This window comes from Massilia sp. P1_C10 (assembly GCF_056406475.1).
Window position 1 is genome coordinate 781,469 of sequence record NZ_JBFUAC010000001.1, and the last position, 20,089, is coordinate 801,557.

The following is a 20,089-nucleotide window of genomic DNA, read 5'->3' on the forward strand; positions in this document are numbered from 1 at the left end:
GCAGCGGAGGTCGACAATGCGATTGCGGTTCGCCAGGGGTTTCACGCTCATCGAAGTGCTGGTCGCGCTGTGCGTGCTGGCCATCGGCGCACTCGGCGCCGCCGCGATGCAGCTCGCCGCGCTGCGCGCGCGCCACCAGTCGAGCCTCGCCTCCGACGCCGTGCAGCTGGCCGGCAGCCTCGCCGACAGCATGCGCGCCAACCGCGCCGCGATGGCGGCCGGCGCCAATCCCTACTTGATCCGCTACGACGCGGCGGCCGACGGCGCGCCGCTCGCATCCGGGCCGCCATGCCACGCCGGTGCGCCGTGCGATGCCTTGCAGCTCGCCGAAGCCGAAGTCCACCAGTTCAAGCAAGCGCTGCACGCACATTATCCCGGCGGCCGCGTCGTGATCTGCCGCGACGGCGCCGCCGAATTGACCTGGGCCTGCGACGATGCCGCCGCAGCGCCGGTGATGATCAAGATCGGCTGGCGCGGCGCCGGCGCCGACCGTCCCCGCGTTGCGGTCGCCCTTCCCGGAGCGGGCGGATGAAGCGCGCTCGCGGCGCCACGCTCGCCGAACTGCTCGTCGCGCTGGCCGTCGGCATGGCCGCGATGCTGATGGCGGCCGGCATGCTGGTGTCGGCCAACGCAGCCTACCTGGCGCAGATGGACGCCGCCACGCTCGACGACGCCGGCCGCTTCGCCATCGAGTCGATCACCCGCGCCGCGCGCCAGGCGGCCTTCGTCAACTGGGACCGGGTCGATGTCGCGGGACCGGCGCGCCTGGCCGGACTCGATGCGCGCTCGCTGTCGCGCACCAGCGCAGGCATCGACGACCCGCTCGCGGACTCGGTCAACGGCAGCGACGTGCTGGCCGTGCGCTTTCCCGGTTCCGGCGCCGCTGCCGGCGGCGACGGCAGCGCAGTCAATTGCGCCGGCTTCGGCGTGGGCGAGACGGATGACGGCTGGAGCATCTTCTACGTCGCCCGCAACGGCCGCGGCGAGGCCGAATTGCGCTGCAAGTATCGCGGTTCGGGCGGTTCGGGCAGCTGGGGCGCCGACGCGATCGTCGCCGGCGTCGACGCATTCCAGGTGCTGTACGGCGTCGACACCGACGATCCGCCCGACGGCGTCGCCAACGAATACGTCAGCGCCAGCGTGCTTGATGCGCGCGGCGCGAATTCGTGGAAGCGCGTTGCCGCGATCCGCGTGGCGCTGCTGCTGCACGGCGCGCAGGCGGCGCAGGCGCAGCCGAAAGTCCACGACTTGTTCGGCAGGGCCTACAGCGACGGATTTACCCTTGCCGACACGGGTGTGCGCCTCGACGAGGCGCGGATGCCCGAGGAGTTGCGCCGGCGTCAGCGCAAGCTGTTCGCAACCACCATCAGCTTGCATACGCGGCCATGACCCTCAGCCGATTCCAGTCCGGCGCCGCCTTGCTGACCGCGTTGTTCGCGACGGCTGCGGTGATGCTGATCGGCGCTTCGGCAGCGCAGACTGCGCTGAACGCCGAAAAGACCGCGCGCAACGAGCGCGATCGCCATCTTGCGTTCCAGTCGGCGGAAGCGGGGCTGGCCGATGCCGAGCGCGATATCGCGGACGGCGCCCGCGCGGCGCTGTTTGCGGAAGGTCAGGCATCGGCATTCACCCAAGGCTGCGGCCAGGCCGGCCTGTGCATGTTCATGCCCGCGGACGCAACGCCGGCATGGCAATCCGCCGACCTGGCCGACCCTGCGGTGAGCACGCCGTACGGCGCCTTCACCGGCGCCACGCTGCCGGGCCGCGCGCCGCGCTACATCATCGAGCTGATTACGTCGGATCCGGTCGCCGGCCACCTCTACCGCATCACGGCGATCGGATTCGGCGTTAGCTCGAACAGCCAAGTGGTTCTGCAATCGATCCATCGCAAGAGAGGCGCCGCGCACCTGCGCGTCAGCTGGCGCGAAATCGCCAACTGGCAGGAGCTGCACGATGCCGCCACATAACTCAAAAGGGGAGATAACAATGAAGCGGACGAGCGGATTTACCATGATCGACGTGTTGATCGTACTGGCGATCATGGCGGTGCTGGCGGTGATCGCGTACCCGGCGTACGCCGGCTACATCACCAAGTCGCGCCGGATCGAAGGCCAGATCGCGCTGATCGAAGCGCTGCAGCAGCAGGAACGCTTCTACTCCGCGCACAATACCTACATCGCGTTCTCCTCGGCCTCCACCGACGAGGAGGAGAAGCGCTTCAAATGGTGGTCGGGAGCCGCAGCCGCGCGCAGCGCCTACGAACTGCGCGCTTATCCCTGCGCCGGCCAGGAGCTGACCCAGTGCGTCGAAGTGCGCGCGACGCCCGGCACCGACAAGGTCGACGCCAGGTTCCGCGACGCCGATTGCGAAACCCTCACCCTCAACAGCGCCGGCGAGCGGGGCGCGTCCGGGCCGATGGAGCGCTGCTGGCCATGAAGCGCCAGCCAGGCGCGACGCTGCTCGAACTGCTGGTGGTGCTGGCGATTGGCGCCGTGTTGAGCGGCATGGCCTTGCCCGGCTTGCGCCACCTGGCCCATTCGATGCAGATCAAGGCAGCCGCCAACGACTTGTTCGCGGCGATCGGCCTGGCGCGCATGCACGCGATCGCGCGCGGCCGCAAAGTGACACTGGCGCCCGCCGATATCGGCCAGGGTTGGCGCGGTGGCTGGATCGTGTTCATCGACCGGGATGGCAACCGCCGGCCAGGCGCCGGCGAGGAGGTGATCTCGCGTCACGGGCCGCTGGCGGCCGGCATCGAGATCGGCATGAGCTTCACCAGCCAGGCGGGAGCGCCGTATCTTGCTTATAATAGTGCGGGTCGCAGCTGCTCCGACACCAGCAGCCAGGCCGCGCGCTGGGGCACGCTGTCGCTGGTCCACGGCGGGCAGGTGCGGCGCATCAGGATCAACATGCTGGGGCGCGCCCGCGTGTGCAATCCGGCGCGGGACGGCGCCAGCTGCGCCGGCGACGATCCGTGATCGACAACCCAGACTGGAACACCGTGCAAATACTGAACGACATCGATGGCATGACCCTGGCGCTCGAATGGGCGGCCAAAGGCATGACCAGCACCGCGCCGAACCCGCGCGTGGGCTGCGTGATCGTGCGCGGCGGCCAGGTCATCGGCGCCGGCCACACCCAGCCCGCCGGCCAGGCGCACGCCGAGATCATGGCGCTGCGCGACGCCGAGGCGCGCGGCAACGACGTGCGCGGCGCCACCGCCTTCGTCACGCTCGAACCCTGCAATCACCACGGCCGCACGCCGCCATGTTCCGATGCGCTGGTGCGCGCGGGGCTCGGGCGAGTCGTCGCCGCGATCGAAGACCCGAATCCACTGGTCGCGGGGCAGGGCATGGCCAAGCTGGCCGCCAACGGCATCGCCACCGCATCGGGCGTGCTGGAAGACGCGGCCCACGAAATGAACATCGGCTTTTTCTCGCGCATGCGGCGCGGCCTGCCGTGGGTGCGGCTGAAGGTCGCGGCGAGCCTGGACGGCATGACGGCGCTGAACAACGGCGCCAGCCAGTGGATCACCGGGCCCGACGCGCGCGCCGACGGCCACGCCTGGCGCGCGCGCGCCTGCGCCATCCTGACCGGCATCGGCACCGTCAAGGCCGACGACCCGCAACTGACGGTGCGCGGCATCGAAGCAACGCGCCAGCCGCGCCGGGTGATCGTCGACAGCAAACTGGAAATCGCGCTCGATGCGCGCGCGCTTGCCGGCGCGCCATGCTGGATCGTCGGCGCGTCCACCAACCCGGTCAAGGAAGCGGCACTGCGCGAAGCAGGGCACGACGTCATTCTCCTGCCGAATGCGTCGGGCAAGGTCGACCTGCCGGCGCTGATGCGCGAACTGGGCCGGCGCGAGATCAACGAAGTGCATGTGGAAGCCGGTTCGAAGCTGAATGGCTCGCTGGTGCGCGAAGGCTGCGTCGACGAACTGCTGGTGTACCTTGCGCCCAGCCTGCTCGGCGAAGCGCAGGGCATGTTCGCGCTCGGGCCGTACGACTCGCTGGAGCAGCGCGAGCGCCTCGCTTTCCACCATGTCCAGCAAGTCGGCGACGACTTGCGTATCCTTGCAAGAATCCTCAAGAATTAGGAAGCCTCTTTATGTTTACTGGAATTGTCGCCGCAGTCGGAAAAATCAATTCGGTCGCGCCGCAGCCGGGCGGACTGGATGCGGGCGTGCGCCTCGATATCGATGCGGGCGGCTTGCCGCTGGCAGACGTCGGCCTGGGCGACTCGATCTCGATCAACGGCGCCTGTATGACGGTGGTCGACAAGACCGCCACTTCGTTCAGCGTGGACGTGTCGCGCGAAAGCCTGAACTGCACGGCGGGGCTGGATGCGGTCGGTGAAGTGAACCTGGAAAAGGCGCTGACGCTAGCCGAGCGCTTGGGCGGGCACCTGGTTTCGGGCCACGTCGACGGACTGGGCACCGTGCAGCGCTTCGAGCCGATCGGCGAGTCGTGCGAGCTGGTGATCGACGCGCCGCGCGAGCTGGCCAAGTTCCTGGCATTCAAGGGCTCGGTGGTCGTCAACGGCGTATCGCTGACGGTCAACCGGGTCGAGGACATCGGCGATGTGTGCCGCTTCTCGATCAACCTGATTCCCCACACGATCGCGGTCACCACGCTCAAGCACCTGCGCGCCGGCAGCAAGGTCAATCTCGAGATCGACCTGATTGCGCGCTATGTCGAGCGCATGCTGTCATTGACGGCCACGTAAATTCCTCAGGTATTTGCACGCCATTCCATCTTCTGCACCGTGATGCCGGGATGGCTGGCCAGTGGCGCCCATTCGGGCAGGAACGCGAAGCCCTGCTTGCGATAGAAGCCTGCTGCGCGCGCATTTTCGGCCGCTACGTCGAGCAAAACGCGCGCGTGCCCGCTGGCCACGGCAAGCTCCTTCACCGCGTCCACCAGCCGGTCGGCGACACCAAGGCCGCGGCTTTCGGGCCGCACCCACATGGCGATCAATTCGGTTTCACCGGCTTGATCCGCCACGCCGGCGATCAGTCCCACCGCTTCATCGTCTTCGAACGCCATGAAAAATCGGGCGGGCCCGCGGCCGGCCGCCCGATTGCGCCATTGATCGTCGCTGTTCGCCGCCGCCGTCGCGTAATCGACGCCGAACGCGGTGGGCGCGTCGCGCAGCGCAGCCAGGCGCATGGCTTTCAGCGCGGTCCAGTCTTCTTCCGTGGTCGGTCGAATGATCAAGAATCGGTCCTTTCAGTGAGTTGATTGTCAGCATAGCATGCTGCAATTCTCATCTGTTTTGGCGTAGACTCCCGGCTTCACCTTTTTGAAAACGGGATGCGGAATGACGAAATTGAAATCGGGTGTGCTGATCGTGATGCTGGGCGCCTTGTCCGGCGCCGCCGCGGCGCAGGGGATGCATGCATACCGCGCGCTGGCGATCAGCGGCGCCGGCGACCGCGTGGCGGCGATCGAGTCGATCGAAGTGGGCGAGGGTGCAGCGCGCCCTCACGGCGTCATCAACGTGCGCGACGCCGCCTCCGGCAAGGTCGTCGCGACCTTCGACCCGTGCACGACCTGTACTTACGATTTTCCTTCCTGGTCGCCTGACCGCAACGCGTTGTCCTTCATCGGATCCGACCGCAAGGCCGGCACCGCGACGCTGTACGTCGCCGACGAAGGCAAGATCACGGCGCTTACCACCATCAAGGGCGTCGCCAACACGGCGCGCTGGTCGCCGGACGGCGCGCGGCTGGCGCTGCTGGCCACCGTCGGCGCGAAAAAGATGACCGGTGCAACCGAGGCCGGCGCCGCGCTGGTGGGTGAAATAGGCGCCGAGGAAGACGAGCAGCGCATCGCCGTCGTGGCGCGCAGCGGCGGCGAGATCAAGCTGGTGTCCCCAAGCGACACCTTCATCTACGAATACGACTGGACGCCGGACGGCAAGGGCTTCGTCGTCATCAGCGCCAAGGGCAACGGCGACAACAACTGGTGGGTGGCGACGCTCGGCCATGTCGACGCGGCGACCGGCTCGCTGCGCATCCTGGCGGCGCCGAAGATGCAGATGAACATGCCGCGCATGTCGAGCGATGGCAAGTCGGTCGCTTTCATCGGCGGCTTGATGAGCGACTTCGGCTCGGTCGGCGGCGACGTGTTCGTGGTGCCGGCCGCGGGCGGCGCACCGGTCAACGCGACGCCAGGCTACAAGGGCTCGTTCAACGGACTGTCGTGGCAGGGCAGGCAGATCGTGGCGTCGGCGCTGGTCGGCAGCGACCAGGCGATCGTGACGATCGATCCGGCCGCCCGCACCCAGCGCACGCTGTGGTCGGCGCCGGTGTCGGCCTCGGGCTCGCGAGACGGCCGCTTCGCCTTCAGCGCCGACGGCGCGGTGGCGGCTTCGGTCCATGAAGACTTCCAGCACGCGGCGCGCATCGTCGCCGGCCGCCTGCCGAACCTGGCGCCCATCACGCACGACAACGAGGGCCACGCGCCGCAGGTGTCGGCGCGCAGCATCAGCTGGATCAACGACAAATTCAATGTCCAGGGCTGGCTGGTGCAGCCGTTGAAGATCGAAGCGGGCAAGAAGTATCCGATGATCGTGATGGTGCACGGCGGTCCGGCCTCCGCCGCGGGGCCGCGCTTCGTGTCGGAGGGCGAGGGCGGCAACGCGCTGCTGCGCGAGCTGACCAACAAGGGCTATTTTGTGTTCATGCCGAACCCGCGCGGCAGCTTCGGCCAGGGTACGGCCTTCAGCGGCGCCAACAAGCGCGACTTCGGCGGCGGCGACTGGCGCGACATCCTGGCCGGCGTCGATGCGGCCATCAAGGTCGCGCCGGTCGACGGCCAGCGCCTCGGCCTGATGGGCCATTCGTACGGCGGCTTCATGACGATGTGGGGCGTGACGCACAGCACGCGCTTCAAGGCGGCGGTGGCCGGCGCGGGAATCGCGAACTGGATCAGCTATTACGGCCAGAACGGCATCGACCAGTGGATGATTCCGTTCTTCGGCGCATCGGCGTATGACGATCCGGCGATCTACCGAAAGGCTTCGCCGATCGAATCGATCAAGGCGGCCAAGACGCCGACGCTGATCTATGTGGGCGAGCGCGACGTGGAGTGTCCGCCGGCGCAGTCGACCGAGTTCTGGCACGGGTTGAAGGCGATGGGCGTGCCGACGTCGCTGGTGATCTACGACGGTGAAGGACACTCGATTCGCAAGCCGGAGCATCAGCGCGATCAGCGCGCGCGTACGCTGGCGTGGTTCGACCGCTACCTGAAGTAACGACGCTGGGGGCAGGTCCGCAGGACCAGCCCCCAGCTTGCAGGCTCCTTACTTCTTTTCGGGATACAGCACCACCTGCACATAGTTGTTGGTGTCCAGGTAGCGCGCCGCCGCGGCCTGCACGTCCTGCGCGGTGATCGCCGCCACCCGCTGTTCGTACGTGAGCACCGACTCCACCGGGTCGGTGCCCAGCGTGACCGACGACTGCAGCTCATTCAGCCAGAAGCCGTTTTCGCGCATCGCCCTGCGGTGCACCTGGATCCAGTTCTGCTTCACCTTCGCCAGGTCAATCGCCGACGGTCCCTTTTCCTTCAGCTGCGCGATTTCCGCGAACGTGGCGGCGATGGTCTTGTCGACGTTCTCCGGCCCCGTCGGCAGCGCCATGCCGATGGTGTAGTGGTCGTACGGGATTTTTTCGAGCGAACCGCTCATCCGGCCGCTGTAAATCAGCGTCAGCTTTTCGCGCAGGATGTCGTTGATCCGAAGGTTCATTACGTCGATCAGCGCCTGCAGGCGCATCCGCTCGTCTTCGGAGAAGGTCGCCGGGCCGCTGAAATTAATCGACACCTGGCTCTTTTGCTCGGCGCCGCTGAACACTTCCTTCTTCACCACGCCCCTGACCGGACGCACGCCGACATCCTTGACCGTCAGCGGCAGGTCCGGCGTCGGCAGGCTGGCCAGGTAAGTCGCCACCAGCGGCTTCACCTTCTCGACGTCGAAGCTGCCGACCAGGATGAAGGTCAGGCCCTTGGCGCTGGCGAAGCGTTCCTTGTACAGCGCGATGGCGCGGTCCATGTCGAGGTTGGCGAAGTCCGCCGGCCGCGGCGGGCGCGCCACCCACGGGCTGTCGTTGTACATCGTGCCGATCAGGGCGTCGCTGAACACCGCGGCCGGCTGCGCCATCACGTTGCGCGCGGCTTCAAGCCGCTTGCCCAGATAGGATTTGTACAGGTCTTCGTCGCGCCGCATGGTGGTGAAGCGAAGATGGACCATCTGCAGCAGCAGTTCGACGTCGGTGCTGCCCGCGCTGCCGCCGATATTGTCGCTGTACTGACCGATCCCCATGCCGATGCCGGCGGTCTTGCCGGCCAGCGCCTTCTGCATGTCGAGCGGCGAGAATTCGTTCAGGCCCATGCTGTCGACGATCGAACTGGCGTAGCGGGCGTTGACGATGTCCTTTTGCGCGAACTGGGTCAGGCCGCCGGGACGAGAGGCGCTCAGGAAGACCTGGTCGTTATTGAAGTCGGTGGGTTTCAGGATCACCTTGACGCCGTTCGACAGCGTCAGCCTGGTCAGGCCCAGGGCCTTTTCGGTGGTCTCGGCGACGATGGAACCTGGCGCCGGCGCCTTCGACATCAGGCTGGATGCGATCTGCTTTTCAACGCGCGCCGCGACCTTGTTCCTTGCCGCCGCGTCGGTCCACGCCAGCAGGTCGGCGGTCGATGGGGTCGGCGTGGCGCCCTTGCTGGAGCCGGTGTAGACCACCAGCTTGGCGCTGTTGGACGGGATGGTCTCGCGGGCGTAGCGGTTCACTTCGGCCAGCGTGATGCCCGGCACCAGTTCGCGGGCATAGTTGTATTCGTTCTCGATGCCGGGAATCTCCTCGCGCTCGAGGAAGTTGCGGGTGTATTCGCTCACATAGGTGCTCGAGTTGGTCTTCTCGCGCTCGTTGTACTGGCGTTCCATCGCGCGCATGAAGTTCTTCTTGCTGCGCTCGAGTTCCGCGTCGCTGAAGCCGAACTGGCGCGCGCGCTCGTTCTCCTGCACCAGCGCGGCGATGGCCGGCGCGGCGCCTTCCTTGCCGAGCGAAGCGACCGCGCCGTAGGATTTGTAGCGCGGCGTGAGCTTGCCGAGCGAGCTGGCGCCGCCCATGAACGGCGGGCTGGCCTGCTGCGTCAGTTCCTGCATGCGCTGGTTGAGCATCGCCGTAAACATCAGGTCGATCAGCTTTTCGCGGTAGGCGCCGAAGGTGCTGCGCTCGCGCGCCTCACGCACCGGATAGCGGATCATCACCGCGTTGCCAGATGCTTCCTTGTCGGTGGCGACTACCGCTTCGGTCGCAGCGCGCGCGGAAATCGGCGCATAGGTGCGCGGGCGCAGCGGCGACGGGTTTTTCATCGCGCCGAAGTGCGCCTTGACCAGCGTCTCGGCGCGCGCCGGATCGATGTCGCCGACGATCACCACCGCCATCAGGTCCGGACGGTACCAGTCGCGGTAGAACCGGCGTACCGCATCGGGCTTGAACGACTTGATGACCGCTTCCTGGCCGATCGGCAGGCGCTGCGCGTAGCGCGAGCCGTTGTACATCTTCGGCATCACGATCTTGTTCATGCGTTCGCCCGCGCCTTTGCCCAGGCGCGCTTCCTCGAGCACGATGGCGCGCTCCTTTTCGATGTCGGCGTCGGCCAGCGTCAGGCCGTGGGCCCAGTCTTCCAGCACCTGGAAGCCCTTGTCGACGTTTTCCGGCTTGTCGGTGGGGATCGGCAGCATGTAGACGGTTTCGTCGAAGCTGGTGTAAGCATTCAGGTCGGCGCCCATCTTGACGCCGATCGACTGCAGGTACTCGGTCAGCTCGTGCTGCTTGAAATGGGCCGAGCCGTTGAACGCGAGGTGCTCGAGGAAGTGGGCCAGTCCCTGCTGGTCCTCGTCTTCCAGGATCGAGCCGGCCTTGACCACAAGGCGCAGTTCGAGCTTCTTCTCGGGACGGCTGTTCTTCTGGATGTAGTAGGTCAGGCCGTTCGGCAGCTTGCCCACCTTCACTTGCGGGCCGACGGGGATGGTGTCGGTCAGCCGGATCTCGGCCAGCGCGCCTTGTGCAAGCAGAATCGACAGGCAGGCCGCGGCCAGGAATTTGAGCTTCATCGGGACGGGGTCGCAAGGACGTGAGTGGTTGATTTATTTAGTCTATCAGCAATATTTCTGCTCGACTCGCACAATTTCGGGTCGTCAATACGGCCGGGCGGCGGTGGGAAGCCGCCAAATCCTTTAAAATAGCGGATTGCGCAATGTTCGCCCGTCCCATAGGAATCCCATATGTCTATCTCCACCACCCAGGAAATCGTAGCCGAACTGCGCGCCGGCCGCATGGTCATCCTGGTCGATGAAGAAGATCGCGAGAACGAGGGCGACCTGGTGCTGGCCGCCGATTTCGTCACGCCCGAAGCCATCAATTTCATGGCCAAGCATGCGCGCGGCCTGATCTGCCTGACCCTGACCGAAGAGCGCTGCGACCAGCTCGACATCGGCATGATGACTGCCCGTAACGGCACCTCGTTCGGCACCAATTTCACCGTCTCGATCGAAGCGGCCGAAGGCGTCACCACCGGCATCTCGGCGGCCGACCGCGCGCGCACCGTGCAGGTGGCCGTGGCCAAGAACAGCACCCCGAGCGACATCGTGCAGCCGGGCCACATCTTCCCGCTGAAGGCCGTCAAGGGCGGCGTGCTGATGCGTGCCGGCCATACCGAAGCGGGCTGCGACCTGACCGGGATGGCCGGCCTGACGCCGGCGTCGGTGATCTGCGAGATCATGAACGAAGACGGCACCATGGCGCGCCTGCCGGACCTGCTGCAGTTCGCCGAAGAACACAAGCTGAAGATCGGCACCATCGCCGACCTGATCCATTACCGCGGCCAGACCGAGTCGCTGGTCGAGCGCGTGGCCGAGCGCCAGATGAACACCGTGTTCGGCGACTTCCGCCTGGTGGCCTTCCGCGACAAGCCGAGCGGCTCGGCGCACCTGGCCATGGTGCACGGCGAGCTGGCGCCCAACCTGGAGTCGCTGGTGCGCGTGCACCAGCCGGTGTCGATCCTCGACCTGCTGGAAAACCGCGCCACCACGCACTCGTGGACGATGGCGTCGGCGATGCAGGCGATCAAGGAATCCGAACGCGGCGTGATGGTGCTGCTGAACTGCGGCGAATCGGCCGAGCAGCTGTTCGAACAATTCGCCGCGCTCGACACGCCGCAAGCCAAACCGCAGGGGCGCGCCGCCAGCATGGACCTGCGCACCTACGGCATCGGCGCCCAGATTTTGAAGGACCTCGGCGTCGGCAAGATGCAATTGCTGGCCAGCCCGCGCAAGATGCCGTCGATGACCGGGTTCGACCTGGAAGTGACGGGATATCTCGCCAAGCCGGGCGCCTGAAGCGTACTATTGAGCTAACAAACACCACAACACGAAGGGGCCAGCCATGACCGTAGGAACTTATGAGAGCAATTTGACCGGCAGCGGACTGCGGATCGGCATCGTCCAGGCGCGTTTCAACGCCGATGTCGGGCACGGGCTGCTGTCGTCCTGCCTGGCCGAGCTGAAGCACCTGGGCGTGCAGGACGAGGACGTGCTGCACGTCACCGTGCCGGGCGCGCTCGAGATTCCGCTGGCGCTGCAGAAGATGGCCGAGACCCAGCAGTTCGACGCGCTGGTGGCGCTGGGCGCGGTGATCCGCGGCGAGACCTACCATTTCGAGCTGGTGTCGAACGAGTCGGGCGCGGGCATCACCCGCATCGGCCTGGACTACGGCATGCCGATCGCCAACGCGGTCTTGACCACCGAGAACGACGAGCAGGCCGAGGCGCGCATGGAAGAGAAGGGCACCGAGGCGGCGCGTTGCGCGGTCGAGATGGCCAACCTGCTGCTCGCGCTCGAAGAGCTGCAAGCCGACGAAGACTAATACCGAAATCGAAGAACAGAAGACCACCATGACCGACAAGACTCCGCACGCCAATCCCAGCAAGAACCGCACGCCGCGACACCGCGCGCGGGAGTTCGCCTTGCAGGGGCTGTATCAGTGGCTGCTCAACAATGAAGACGCGACCACCGTGGTCAACAACATTCGCGCCGCGCACGGCTTCGAAAAGGCCGATTCGGACCATTTCGCGGCCTTGCTGTACGGCGCGATCAAGGATTCGGTGGCGCTGCGCGAAGCGTTCGCGCCGCTGATCGACCGCGGCGTCGCCGAGCTGTCGCCGATCGAGCACGGCGTGCTGTTGATCGGCGCGTACGAGCTGAAGAACAACCTGGAGATTCCGTACCGCGTGGTGATCAACGAGGCGGTCGAGCTGACCAAGTCGTTCGGCGGCATCGATGGTCACAAGTATGTCAATGGCGTGCTGGACAAGCTGGCGCCGAAGTTTCGCGCGGATGAAGTGGCGGCCGATACCCGGCGTTGATTCGGCCGTTACACCAGGGTCTGACCCCGCGGGGTCCGACCCATCCCAAGAGCCACCTCATGCCGGTGGTTTTTTTACGTCAGCGACAAAATAAAAAAGCCACCGCATTTCTGCGGTGGCTTCTTATATGTAGCGCGAGTTCTGCTTACAGACCGGCGATTGCCTCGCCAGCCGGCACCACTGGCTCTTCAGCCTTCTTGTCGACCTTGGCAACCTGCTGCTGCGCCGGCGCTGCCGGAGTGGTGGTCGGCACGTTCTTGCCGGTCGCAACCATCTTCAGACGGCGATACTCAGCCAGCACCTTCGAGCCGTAGCCCGAATCGGTCTCGAACGCCGCGGCGCCCACGTAGGTCTTCAGGCCGGCTTCCACCGAACCGCCACGCTGCACGTAATCCTTGAGGATCAGCGCGCCGACACGGATGTTGGCCACCGGGTTGAGCGCAGCCTGCACGCCGCCCATCTTCTGGAACTTCTCGTGGTGGATCTTCGACATCACCTGCATCAGGCCCTGCGCGCCGACCGGGCTCTCGGCGAACGGATTGAGGCCCGATTCGATCGCCATCACCGCCAGGATCAGCAGCGGGTCGAGCTTGATGTCATGCGCCGTCATGTACGCAGTGGACACCAGCATGTTGGCGGCGTCGCCGGCAACGCGGTAACGCTTCGACAGCCAGGAGGTGACGAACTTTTGCTGCTTCTGGTTGCCCAGCATGGCCTTGTCTTCGGCGCTGAGGGGCGCAGCCGCTTCCGCCGCAGGGGCAGGCGCAGGATGCGATTCCATCAGCGTCGCCAGCGCGGGCGCTGGTGCAGTGGCCGGCGCCTCGACCGGAGCCGGGGCGATGAACTGGGAAACCTGTTTCGCCACGTCCGGGCGGGCGTACAGCACGGCGGCGATGGTGACTGCGGTCAGACCAAACACGGTCAGGGTGTGCTGCGCGGTGGTGGCAAGGCCACGTGCCGTTTTCGTTACGGAAGACCACGTAACAGGCTGGGCAGCCATGGTTTGGGCGAGCTTTGCTGTCGCCCCGTTGAAACGATTACTCATCGAATTCCCCTTTGTCGCGGAAAAAGCTGTCCCCACGGCGCAAAATGCGCACATCGGACCTCAAGTGCCGTGCATCAGAAATATCGTCTATCGCCGCTGCTGCGGTCGATCAAACGCCGTCATTGCTTGCTTCAGCTGGTCGTTCCCTGTGGTATTGAACCAGTGGCAATACAACTGTTTTCGGGGGATAAGGCAGACGCCTTTTGAAAACACTCCTTAAAAATGTCGTTGGGGCCCCGACCCCGTGAATGTATGAGACTAGGCTAGAATCACGTCATAGGACGCAGCTATCTCATCAAGTGAAGCAAATTGTAAAAGCTCGCATATATCAAGTCAATAGGAGCACGGCGATCCTTTATTACTTTTAGATCTTACTTTTTATGACGCAATGCAGCAAAGTCCTGTGAAATCAATCACTTGGAGTGGCAAATTCAACAACTGTGTGCTCAACAATAAAAAATTAAAAAACGATGAACTATTCCGATTTGCGTGATTTTATTTCCCAGTTGCAAAAGATGGGCGAATTAAAGCACGTTTCCTTGCCAGTTTCACCACATCTGGAGATGACCGAGGTGTGCGACCGCGTGTTGCGTGCCGGCGGACCCGCCTTGCTGTTCGAACATCCCACCGGCTACGACATGCCGGTGCTGGGCAACCTGTTCGGCACGCCGCGCCGGGTGGCCCTCGGGATGGGCGCCTCCGACGTCGGCGAGCTGCGCAAGATCGGCCACGTGCTGGCGCGCCTGAAGGAGCCGGAGCCGCCGAAGGGCTTCAAGGACCTGATGGGCCTGGGATCACTGGTCAAGGCGGTGTGGGACATGTCGCCCAAGGAAGTGCGCGGCGCGCCGTGCCAGGAGATCGTCTGGGAGGGCGCCGACGTCGACCTGTCGCGCCTGCCGATCCAGCACTGCTGGCCGGGCGACGCCGCGCCGCTGATCACCTGGGGCCTGGTGATCACCAAGGGGCCCAACAAGAAGCGCCAGAACTTGGGCATCTACCGCCAGCAGGTGATCGGGCCGAACAAGGTGATCATGCGCTGGCTGGCGCACCGCGGCGGGGCGCTCGACTTCCGCGAGCACGCGATCGCGACCAAGGGCGCGCCGTATCCGGTCGCCGTGGCGCTGGGCGCCGATCCGGCCACCATATTAGGGGCGGTGACGCCGGTGCCGGACAGCCTGTCCGAGTACCAGTTCGCCGGCCTGCTGCGCGGCCAGCGCACGGTGCTGACCAAGGCGCTTGGCAGCGAGCTGCGGGTGCCGGCGTCGGCCGAGATCGTGCTGGAAGGGCACATCCTGGCCGATCCGAACCATCCGTCCGGCTACGAGCACGCGATGGAGGGGCCGTTCGGCGACCACACCGGTTATTACAACGAGCAGGACAGCTTCCCGGTGTTTACGATCGAGCGCATCACGATGCGGCGCAATCCGATTTATCACTCCACGTATACAGGCAAGCCGCCCGACGAGCCGGCAGTGCTGGGCGTGGCGCTCAACGAAGTGTTCATTCCGCTGCTGCAGAAGCAGTTCAGCGAGATCACCGACTTCTACCTGCCGCCGGAAGGATGCAGCTACCGGATGGCGGTGGTGCAGATGAAGAAGCAGTACGCCGGCCACGCCAAGCGCGTGATGTTCGGGGTGTGGAGCTTCCTGCGCCAGTTCATGTATACCAAATTCATCGTGGTGGTGGACGAGGACGTGAACATCCGCGACTGGAAAGAGGTGATCTGGGCGATCACGACGCGCGTCGATCCGCTGCGCGACACGACGCTGGTCGACAACACGCCGATCGACTATCTGGACTTCGCCTCGCCGGTGAGTGGACTGGGCAGCAAGATGGGCATCGACGCGACCAACAAGTGGCCGGGCGAGACCAACCGGGAGTGGGGCACCACCATCGAGATGACGCCGGAAGTGAAGGCGCGCATCGATAACATCTGGCACGAACTCGGCATCTGATACGTGATAGGAAATCACATGGGAGCCGAGTCCCCGCGGGTCAGAGCCCCGTTTTGCCGCCCGAACCTTTGATTGCTGAGGGGGCGAGTTTCCAATCGATTGCCAGCAATGCGGCCAATTCAGGATTGTCAAATTGGTTTTTGCCCGAAATCGACCTCAGAAACTCCTTCGGGGTGATTTCCGGATTGCTGAAGCTTCGGCAAGTGTCCAACAATGTTGCTGAAACCTCGTCGCTGTGGGATTGGTAAAGCATGTCGAGGATCAGTCCCGGATGGAGCACGACGACATCGAATGGGGCGAGCGCCGATTGAGGAAAGTCCCCCAAATCGTGCGTCGCGAGGACGACCGGTGTCTTCGATTGTTCGGCCATAAATGCCGCGGCCAGGGCGACATGAACGTCGCCTGGGTCCGGAATACTGCTTGCTGCGTTCGATCCGTTTCGCCGCCCAATCGAGGTCTTCAAGCCGCGTGGACCTCCCGTAGTTCCCGGCTCGACGGCGCGCGCGATGCTGATGTATTCGGCTTCGATCTCGGGCGTCCAGTGCAAATCAATCAATCCGGCCTTGTTCATGTCGAACAGGGATGCGGACACTACATCCTTCACCAATATGTTTGCATCCGCCAAAACCAGGGCAGGCTTCGGCGGGGCTGCCATCAGAAAATGCCATTTGACCTGGCAAATTCCATCGTTTTCGCCTTGGCTGCAAGCCGTTCCTTTCGTTGCGTAGCTGTTTCCTTGCGCGCCACGGGCCGTTCATCCCTGGGGCCGGAACGGACATCTTTGATCGTCTCAGGCGAGTATGTCGGCAGGGACGCGGCGCTTAGCCAAGCGGCGAACTCGCCGCGCAGAACGCGCCGATGCCCCTTCGGGGACCGCGTCACTGTTCCTGTGTAGAGCGGGCCATCGAGCAGCGAGATGATGAATGGCCGGCTGAACCCTGAAAGGCGGGCGGCGTCCTCGGTGGTGAGGAATTCGTTCGCCGGCGGCGCAATATTGCTCAAGCAGGCCATAAACTGGTCGTCAGACATCAATTGGTCCACCAACTTGCTGCTGACCGAAGCGACCGTCTTTGCGCTCAGGCCAGGCGACTTCGGCTCGGCGGAGTTTAGGGCAGCAGAAAGGCTTTCTCTGACGATTCTGGTGAGCGTGCCCTTGGTCTTTTTATTGAGGAGAGTTCGCATTTTTTCGCTCGAAAAATCGAAGAAATCGAAATAAGGATAGGACACCCAAGCGCGCTTGGCAAGAAGCAGAGACTGTTCTTTTGCCACATCTGCGGAGGGTCGGTTATAATGCAGTCTGGCGGGCCCCTGCGCATCGTGGCATGGCTAACCTGGTCAGGTCGGGAACGAAGCAGCCACGGCTATTAACCATGAGTGCCGCAGATCAGGCTCGCCTCCTTCGTTTTATCTCCCGCTTTACCCCATTCCCTTACCGTCTTGCTACAATTGCCGCCCTGGCAGCATGATTCTTCGCTGCGCCCGCCATCTACGGTAAAATCACAGCATGTCCTATCAAGTACTCGCCCGCAAATACCGTCCCCGCAACTTTGAAACGCTGGTCGGCCAGGAGCACGTCGTCCGCGCCTTGTCGCACGCGCTGCAGACCGGCCGCCTGCACCACGCCTACCTGTTCACGGGCACGCGCGGCGTCGGCAAGACCACGCTGTCGCGGATCCTGGCCAAGTCGCTCAACTGCGTCGGCCCGGACGGCACTGGCGGCATCACCGCCACCCCGTGCGGCGTGTGCGACGCCTGCACCGCGATCGACGCCGGCCGCTTCGTCGACTATATAGAGATGGACGCGGCATCGAACCGCGGCGTCGACGAGATGGCGCAGTTGCTGGAGCAGGCGGTGTACGCCCCGTCGAACGCGCGCTTCAAGGTCTACATGATCGACGAGGTGCACATGCTGACCAACCACGCCTTCAACTCGATGCTGAAGACGCTGGAGGAGCCGCCCGAGCACGTCAAGTTCATCCTGGCGACCACCGATCCGCAAAAAATTCCCGTGACCGTGCTGTCGCGCTGCCTGCAGTTCAACCTCAAGCAGATGCCGCCCGGCCACATCATCAGCCACCTCGACAACATTCTCGGGCAGGAGGGCATCACCTTCGACCAGCCGGCGCTGCGCCTGCTGGCCCAGGGCGCCCACGGTTCGATGCGCGACGCGCTGTCGCTGACCGACCAGGCGATCGCCTATGCCGCCGGCCAGGTCACGCTGGACGCGGTGCAGGGCATGCTCGGCGCGCTCGACCAGTCCTATTTGGTACGCCTGCTCGACGCGCTGCTGGCGCAGGACGGCGCCGACCTGATGGCGGTGGCCGACGAAATGGCCAGCCGCAGCCTGTCGTACAGCGGCGCGCTGCAGGACCTCGGCACCTTGCTGCACCAGATCGCGCTGGCGCAGACGGTGCCGGGCGCCGTGCCACAAGACCTGCCTGAACTGGCCGACATCGTGCGGCTCGCCGCGGCTTTCGATCCGCAAGAAGTGCAGCTGTTCTACCAGATCGCCGTGCACGGGCGAAACGAGATCGGCCTGGCGCCGGACGAGTACGCCGGCTTCACCATGACTTTGCTGCGCATGCTGGCGTTCCGTCCGGGCAAGGGCGGGGACGAGGGCGTCGCCCCGGCCGGTCCCGCCGCGGCCCGTGCCGCGGCAATGCCGGCGCGTCCGGCCGCCGCGCCAGCGCGCGCCGCCAGCGTGGCGGTCGCCAGCCATGCCGCGGTGACGCCGCCGCCTGCCGCGCCGGTTCAACAGGCGCGCCCGCCAGCGCCGCCGCCGGCTGCTCCGGCAGCGCCTGCGCCAGCCATGAATTCGGCACGCGCCGCGATCAATGCCGCGCTCGAAGCCGCGCGCGCAGCGAGCGGCGGACGTGCCGGCGGAACGCCGAAGCGGTCGACCGCGATGTCGAACCAGGCCGCCGCGGCTGCGGCACAGGCGGCGCCTTCCGCGCCAGAACCGGCGCCGCCGGCGCCTGCCGCGGCGCAGCCGGCCCCGGCGCCATCCGCGCCGCCGCCGTGGGAGCAGCCGGCGGCAAAAGCCGTTGCGCCGGTAGTGCAAGCCGCGACGCAGGAGCCGGAGGATGACGGCCCGCCGGATTGGGTCACCGAGTTTTCCGACGACACCGCCGTCGTCCAGCACGCTCCGGCCGCCGCCGCCGCGCCGGTCGCCGCGCGCGCCCGCGCCGTCGCGCCGCCATACGTGATCACGCCGGTCCCCGAAATCGAATGGGACGGCAACTGGCCGGCGCTGGCCGCGACCTTGCCGCTGCGCGGCGTGGCCCAGCAGCTGGCGATGCAGACCGAACTGGTCGAATGCACCAGCGACGGCCACCAGAGCACGTTCCGCCTGCGCGCGCCGATCGACACGCTGCGCGCCAGCGGCAACACCGAAAAACTGTCGGCCGCGCTGCAGGACCGCTTCCCGCACACGCGCATCGCCGTCGAGATCGACATCGGCCAGGTCTGGTACACGGCCAGCGTCGAGCTGCAGGCGTATCGCGAGAAGTGCTTCGTCGAGGCCGAGCAGACCGTCGCCGCCGACCCCTGGGTGCAGGAGATGGCGCGCCAGCTGGGCGCCTTCGTCGTGCAGGGCTCGGTACGCCCGCCCGCCTTGAACTGATTACCTTTACCACTTAGATTCCGGAGAACACCACCATGATGAAGAACCAGCTCGCAGGCTTGATGAAGCAGGCCCAGGCCATGCAGGACAACATGAAGAAGGCGCAGGACGCGCTGGCGCTGGTCGAAGTCGAAGGCCAGTCGGGCGCCGGCCTGGTCAAGGTCGTGATGACCTGCAAGAACGACGTCAAGCGCGTGACCATCGATCCGTCGCTGCTGGCCGACGACAAGGACATGCTGGAAGACCTGGTCGCCGCCGCGTTCAACGATGCCGTGCGCAAGGCCGAGGCCACGTCGGCCGAGAAGATGAGCGGCCTGACCTCGGGCATGTCGCTGCCGCCAGGCTTCAAGATGCCGTTCTGATTCTCCCATGTCCAAGTCGCTCGATTTCCTGACCGAAGCCTTGCGCCGCTTGCCCGGCGTCGGTCCGAAATCGGCGCAGCGCATGGCGTTTCATTTGCTGCAGCATGACCGCGAAGGCGCCGCGATGCTGTCGCGCGCGCTGTACCAGGCGGTCGACACGGTGCACCACTGCGCCATGTGCAATACCTTTTCCGAGACCGAAGTGTGCGACCTGTGCCAGGACGAGGCGCGCGACCGCAGCTTGCTGTGCGTGGTGGAAACGCCGGCCGACCAGATCATGATCGAGCAGACCCTGACCTACAAGGGCCTGTACTTCGTGCTGATGGGCAGGCTGTCGCCGCTCGACGGGATCGGCCCGAAGGACATCCATCTCGAGAAGCTGATCGGACGCGCTGCCGATGGCGTCGTCACCGAAGTGGTGCTGGCCACCAACTTCACCAACGAGGGCGAGGCGACCGCGCACTACATCAGCGAGATGCTCAAATCGCGCGGCTTGCGGGTGTCGCGGCTGGCGCGCGGCGTGCCGGTCGGCGGCGAGCTGGAATACGTCGATGCGGGCACGATCGCCCGTGCGATGCTCGATCGCCGCGCTACCTAGCCGCGTGAAACGCCTCATCCAAAACGGCGTAAAATGACACTGTTAGTATCCGTTTGAGTGTGCGCAACCGGTAGCC

The 20,089-nt window shown here is 65.3% G+C and carries 20 protein-coding genes and 1 other RNA gene; 16 read left to right on the plus strand and 5 right to left on the minus strand.

The features are described 5' to 3' along the window. The first annotated feature begins 16 nt into the window (after positions 1-16). The 7 genes from pilV to AC1D02_RS03700 are packed head-to-tail and all read left to right on the plus strand — an operon-like array spanning position 17 to position 4,728. A complete protein-coding gene (pilV, locus tag AC1D02_RS03670) occupies positions 17-532 on the plus strand; it encodes a type IV pilus modification protein PilV (RefSeq protein WP_477313781.1) in 516 nt (171 codons plus the stop codon). After that, positions 529-1,389: a PilW family protein gene (locus tag AC1D02_RS03675; protein WP_477313783.1), complete on the plus strand. Its 861-nt coding sequence runs from the start codon at positions 529-531 to the stop codon at positions 1,387-1,389. Before pilV ends, AC1D02_RS03675 begins: the two co-directional genes overlap by 4 nt. Beyond that, the gene (locus AC1D02_RS03680) at positions 1,386-1,967 is read left to right on the plus strand and encodes a pilus assembly PilX family protein (RefSeq protein WP_477313785.1); all 582 of its coding nucleotides are present in this window, start codon (positions 1,386-1,388) and stop codon (positions 1,965-1,967) included. Before AC1D02_RS03675 ends, AC1D02_RS03680 begins: the two co-directional genes overlap by 4 nt. A gap of 19 nt (positions 1,968-1,986) precedes the next feature. Further along, the gene (locus AC1D02_RS03685; protein WP_477313787.1) at positions 1,987-2,436 is read left to right on the plus strand and encodes a type IV pilin protein; all 450 of its coding nucleotides are present in this window, start codon (positions 1,987-1,989) and stop codon (positions 2,434-2,436) included. Further along, positions 2,433-2,978 carry a GspH/FimT family pseudopilin gene (locus tag AC1D02_RS03690; protein ID WP_477313789.1) on the plus strand — a complete coding sequence of 182 codons (546 nt, stop codon included), beginning with the start codon at positions 2,433-2,435 and terminating at the stop codon, positions 2,976-2,978. The genes AC1D02_RS03685 and AC1D02_RS03690 overlap by 4 nt, the downstream gene beginning before the upstream one ends. A gap of 50 nt (positions 2,979-3,028) precedes the next feature. Continuing rightward, the gene (gene ribD, locus AC1D02_RS03695; RefSeq protein ID WP_477314007.1) at positions 3,029-4,099 is read left to right on the plus strand and encodes a bifunctional diaminohydroxyphosphoribosylaminopyrimidine deaminase/5-amino-6-(5-phosphoribosylamino)uracil reductase RibD; all 1,071 of its coding nucleotides are present in this window, start codon (positions 3,029-3,031) and stop codon (positions 4,097-4,099) included. An 11-nt stretch (positions 4,100-4,110) separates the two neighbouring features. After that, positions 4,111-4,728 carry a riboflavin synthase gene (locus tag AC1D02_RS03700; protein WP_477313791.1) on the plus strand — a complete coding sequence of 206 codons (618 nt, stop codon included), beginning with the start codon at positions 4,111-4,113 and terminating at the stop codon, positions 4,726-4,728. Between the two features lie 5 nt (positions 4,729-4,733). On the opposite strand, the gene AC1D02_RS03705 is transcribed toward AC1D02_RS03700, so the two are convergent. After that, a complete protein-coding gene (locus tag AC1D02_RS03705; RefSeq protein WP_477313793.1) occupies positions 4,734-5,219 on the minus strand; it encodes an N-acetyltransferase family protein in 486 nt (161 codons plus the stop codon). Between the two features lie 103 nt (positions 5,220-5,322). On the opposite strand from AC1D02_RS03705, the gene AC1D02_RS03710 reads away from it, so the two are divergent. Beyond that, a complete protein-coding gene (locus AC1D02_RS03710) occupies positions 5,323-7,260 on the plus strand; it encodes a S9 family peptidase (protein WP_477313795.1) in 1,938 nt (645 codons plus the stop codon). Between the two features lie 48 nt (positions 7,261-7,308). Here AC1D02_RS03710 and AC1D02_RS03715 read toward each other — a convergent pair whose 3' ends face one another. Then, entirely contained in the window at positions 7,309-10,122 is a 2,814-nt protein-coding gene (locus AC1D02_RS03715; protein WP_477313797.1) for a M16 family metallopeptidase, read from the minus strand. Between the two features lie 171 nt (positions 10,123-10,293). Between AC1D02_RS03715 and ribBA the strand changes: the two genes are divergently transcribed. From ribBA to nusB, 3 genes are read left to right on the plus strand one after another with little or no spacing between them, the layout of a single operon-like run. Then, positions 10,294-11,406 carry a bifunctional 3,4-dihydroxy-2-butanone-4-phosphate synthase/GTP cyclohydrolase II gene (ribBA, locus tag AC1D02_RS03720; protein WP_477313799.1) on the plus strand — a complete coding sequence of 371 codons (1,113 nt, stop codon included), beginning with the start codon at positions 10,294-10,296 and terminating at the stop codon, positions 11,404-11,406. Between the two features lie 46 nt (positions 11,407-11,452). Then, entirely contained in the window at positions 11,453-11,932 is a 480-nt protein-coding gene (gene ribH / locus AC1D02_RS03725; protein WP_305509542.1) for a 6,7-dimethyl-8-ribityllumazine synthase, read from the plus strand. 28 nt (positions 11,933-11,960) lie between these two features. Further along, entirely contained in the window at positions 11,961-12,431 is a 471-nt protein-coding gene (nusB, locus tag AC1D02_RS03730; protein ID WP_477313802.1) for a transcription antitermination factor NusB, read from the plus strand. Positions 12,432-12,576: 145 nt separating this feature from the next. Here nusB and AC1D02_RS03735 read toward each other — a convergent pair whose 3' ends face one another. Continuing rightward, positions 12,577-13,431, minus strand: coding sequence for a transglycosylase SLT domain-containing protein (locus AC1D02_RS03735; protein ID WP_477314009.1), 855 nt, complete (start codon positions 13,429-13,431; stop codon positions 12,577-12,579). Between the two features lie 515 nt (positions 13,432-13,946). Between AC1D02_RS03735 and ubiD the strand changes: the two genes are divergently transcribed. Further along, positions 13,947-15,431 (plus strand): 4-hydroxy-3-polyprenylbenzoate decarboxylase, encoded by a 1,485-nt coding sequence (ubiD, locus tag AC1D02_RS03740; RefSeq protein ID WP_477313804.1) that lies wholly within the window; start codon positions 13,947-13,949, stop codon positions 15,429-15,431. 40 nt (positions 15,432-15,471) lie between these two features. Here ubiD and AC1D02_RS03745 read toward each other — a convergent pair whose 3' ends face one another. Next, on the minus strand, positions 15,472-16,086 hold the full coding sequence (locus AC1D02_RS03745; protein WP_477313806.1) for a hypothetical protein: 615 nt from the start codon (positions 16,084-16,086) through the stop codon (positions 15,472-15,474). Further along, positions 16,086-16,700, minus strand: a complete 615-nt coding sequence (locus AC1D02_RS03750) for a hypothetical protein (protein ID WP_477313808.1) — start codon at positions 16,698-16,700, stop codon at positions 16,086-16,088. The genes AC1D02_RS03745 and AC1D02_RS03750 overlap by 1 nt, the downstream gene beginning before the upstream one ends. A gap of 30 nt (positions 16,701-16,730) precedes the next feature. Here AC1D02_RS03750 and ffs point away from each other — a divergent pair. From ffs to recR, 4 genes are all read left to right on the plus strand, one after another. Continuing rightward, an RNA gene (ffs, locus tag AC1D02_RS03755) (signal recognition particle sRNA small type) lies at positions 16,731-16,829 on the plus strand. Between the two features lie 106 nt (positions 16,830-16,935). Next, positions 16,936-19,053: a DNA polymerase III subunit gamma/tau gene (locus AC1D02_RS03760; RefSeq protein WP_477313810.1), complete on the plus strand. Its 2,118-nt coding sequence runs from the start codon at positions 16,936-16,938 to the stop codon at positions 19,051-19,053. 35 nt (positions 19,054-19,088) lie between these two features. After that, positions 19,089-19,415 carry a YbaB/EbfC family nucleoid-associated protein gene (locus AC1D02_RS03765; protein ID WP_477313812.1) on the plus strand — a complete coding sequence of 109 codons (327 nt, stop codon included), beginning with the start codon at positions 19,089-19,091 and terminating at the stop codon, positions 19,413-19,415. A 7-nt stretch (positions 19,416-19,422) separates the two neighbouring features. After that, entirely contained in the window at positions 19,423-20,013 is a 591-nt protein-coding gene (gene recR / locus AC1D02_RS03770) for a recombination mediator RecR (RefSeq protein WP_477313814.1), read from the plus strand. Positions 20,014-20,089 lie beyond the last annotated feature (76 nt).

What these genes read in the sequence shown, in the direction of transcription:
- pilV (WP_477313781.1), top strand. Translation starts at nt 17, where the DNA reads ATGCGATTGCGGTTCGCCAGGGGTTTCACGCTCATCGAAGTGCTGGTC.
- AC1D02_RS03675 (WP_477313783.1), top strand. Translation starts at nt 529, where the DNA reads ATGAAGCGCGCTCGCGGCGCCACGCTCGCCGAACTGCTCGTCGCGCTG.
- AC1D02_RS03680 (WP_477313785.1), top strand. Translation starts at nt 1,386, where the DNA reads ATGACCCTCAGCCGATTCCAGTCCGGCGCCGCCTTGCTGACCGCGTTG.
- AC1D02_RS03685 (WP_477313787.1), top strand. Translation starts at nt 1,987, where the DNA reads ATGAAGCGGACGAGCGGATTTACCATGATCGACGTGTTGATCGTACTG.
- AC1D02_RS03690 (WP_477313789.1), top strand. Translation starts at nt 2,433, where the DNA reads ATGAAGCGCCAGCCAGGCGCGACGCTGCTCGAACTGCTGGTGGTGCTG.
- ribD (WP_477314007.1), top strand. Translation starts at nt 3,029, where the DNA reads ATGACCCTGGCGCTCGAATGGGCGGCCAAAGGCATGACCAGCACCGCG.
- AC1D02_RS03700 (WP_477313791.1), top strand. Translation starts at nt 4,111, where the DNA reads ATGTTTACTGGAATTGTCGCCGCAGTCGGAAAAATCAATTCGGTCGCG.
- AC1D02_RS03710 (WP_477313795.1), top strand. Translation starts at nt 5,323, where the DNA reads ATGACGAAATTGAAATCGGGTGTGCTGATCGTGATGCTGGGCGCCTTG.
- AC1D02_RS03715 (WP_477313797.1), bottom strand. Translation starts at nt 10,122, where the DNA reads ATGAAGCTCAAATTCCTGGCCGCGGCCTGCCTGTCGATTCTGCTTGCA.
- ribBA (WP_477313799.1), top strand. Translation starts at nt 10,294, where the DNA reads ATGTCTATCTCCACCACCCAGGAAATCGTAGCCGAACTGCGCGCCGGC.
- ribH (WP_305509542.1), top strand. Translation starts at nt 11,453, where the DNA reads ATGACCGTAGGAACTTATGAGAGCAATTTGACCGGCAGCGGACTGCGG.
- nusB (WP_477313802.1), top strand. Translation starts at nt 11,961, where the DNA reads ATGACCGACAAGACTCCGCACGCCAATCCCAGCAAGAACCGCACGCCG.
- AC1D02_RS03735 (WP_477314009.1), bottom strand. Translation starts at nt 13,431, where the DNA reads ATGGCTGCCCAGCCTGTTACGTGGTCTTCCGTAACGAAAACGGCACGT.
- ubiD (WP_477313804.1), top strand. Translation starts at nt 13,947, where the DNA reads ATGAACTATTCCGATTTGCGTGATTTTATTTCCCAGTTGCAAAAGATG.
- AC1D02_RS03745 (WP_477313806.1), bottom strand. Translation starts at nt 16,086, where the DNA reads ATGGCAGCCCCGCCGAAGCCTGCCCTGGTTTTGGCGGATGCAAACATA.
- AC1D02_RS03760 (WP_477313810.1), top strand. Translation starts at nt 16,936, where the DNA reads ATGTCCTATCAAGTACTCGCCCGCAAATACCGTCCCCGCAACTTTGAA.
- AC1D02_RS03765 (WP_477313812.1), top strand. Translation starts at nt 19,089, where the DNA reads ATGATGAAGAACCAGCTCGCAGGCTTGATGAAGCAGGCCCAGGCCATG.
- recR (WP_477313814.1), top strand. Translation starts at nt 19,423, where the DNA reads ATGTCCAAGTCGCTCGATTTCCTGACCGAAGCCTTGCGCCGCTTGCCC.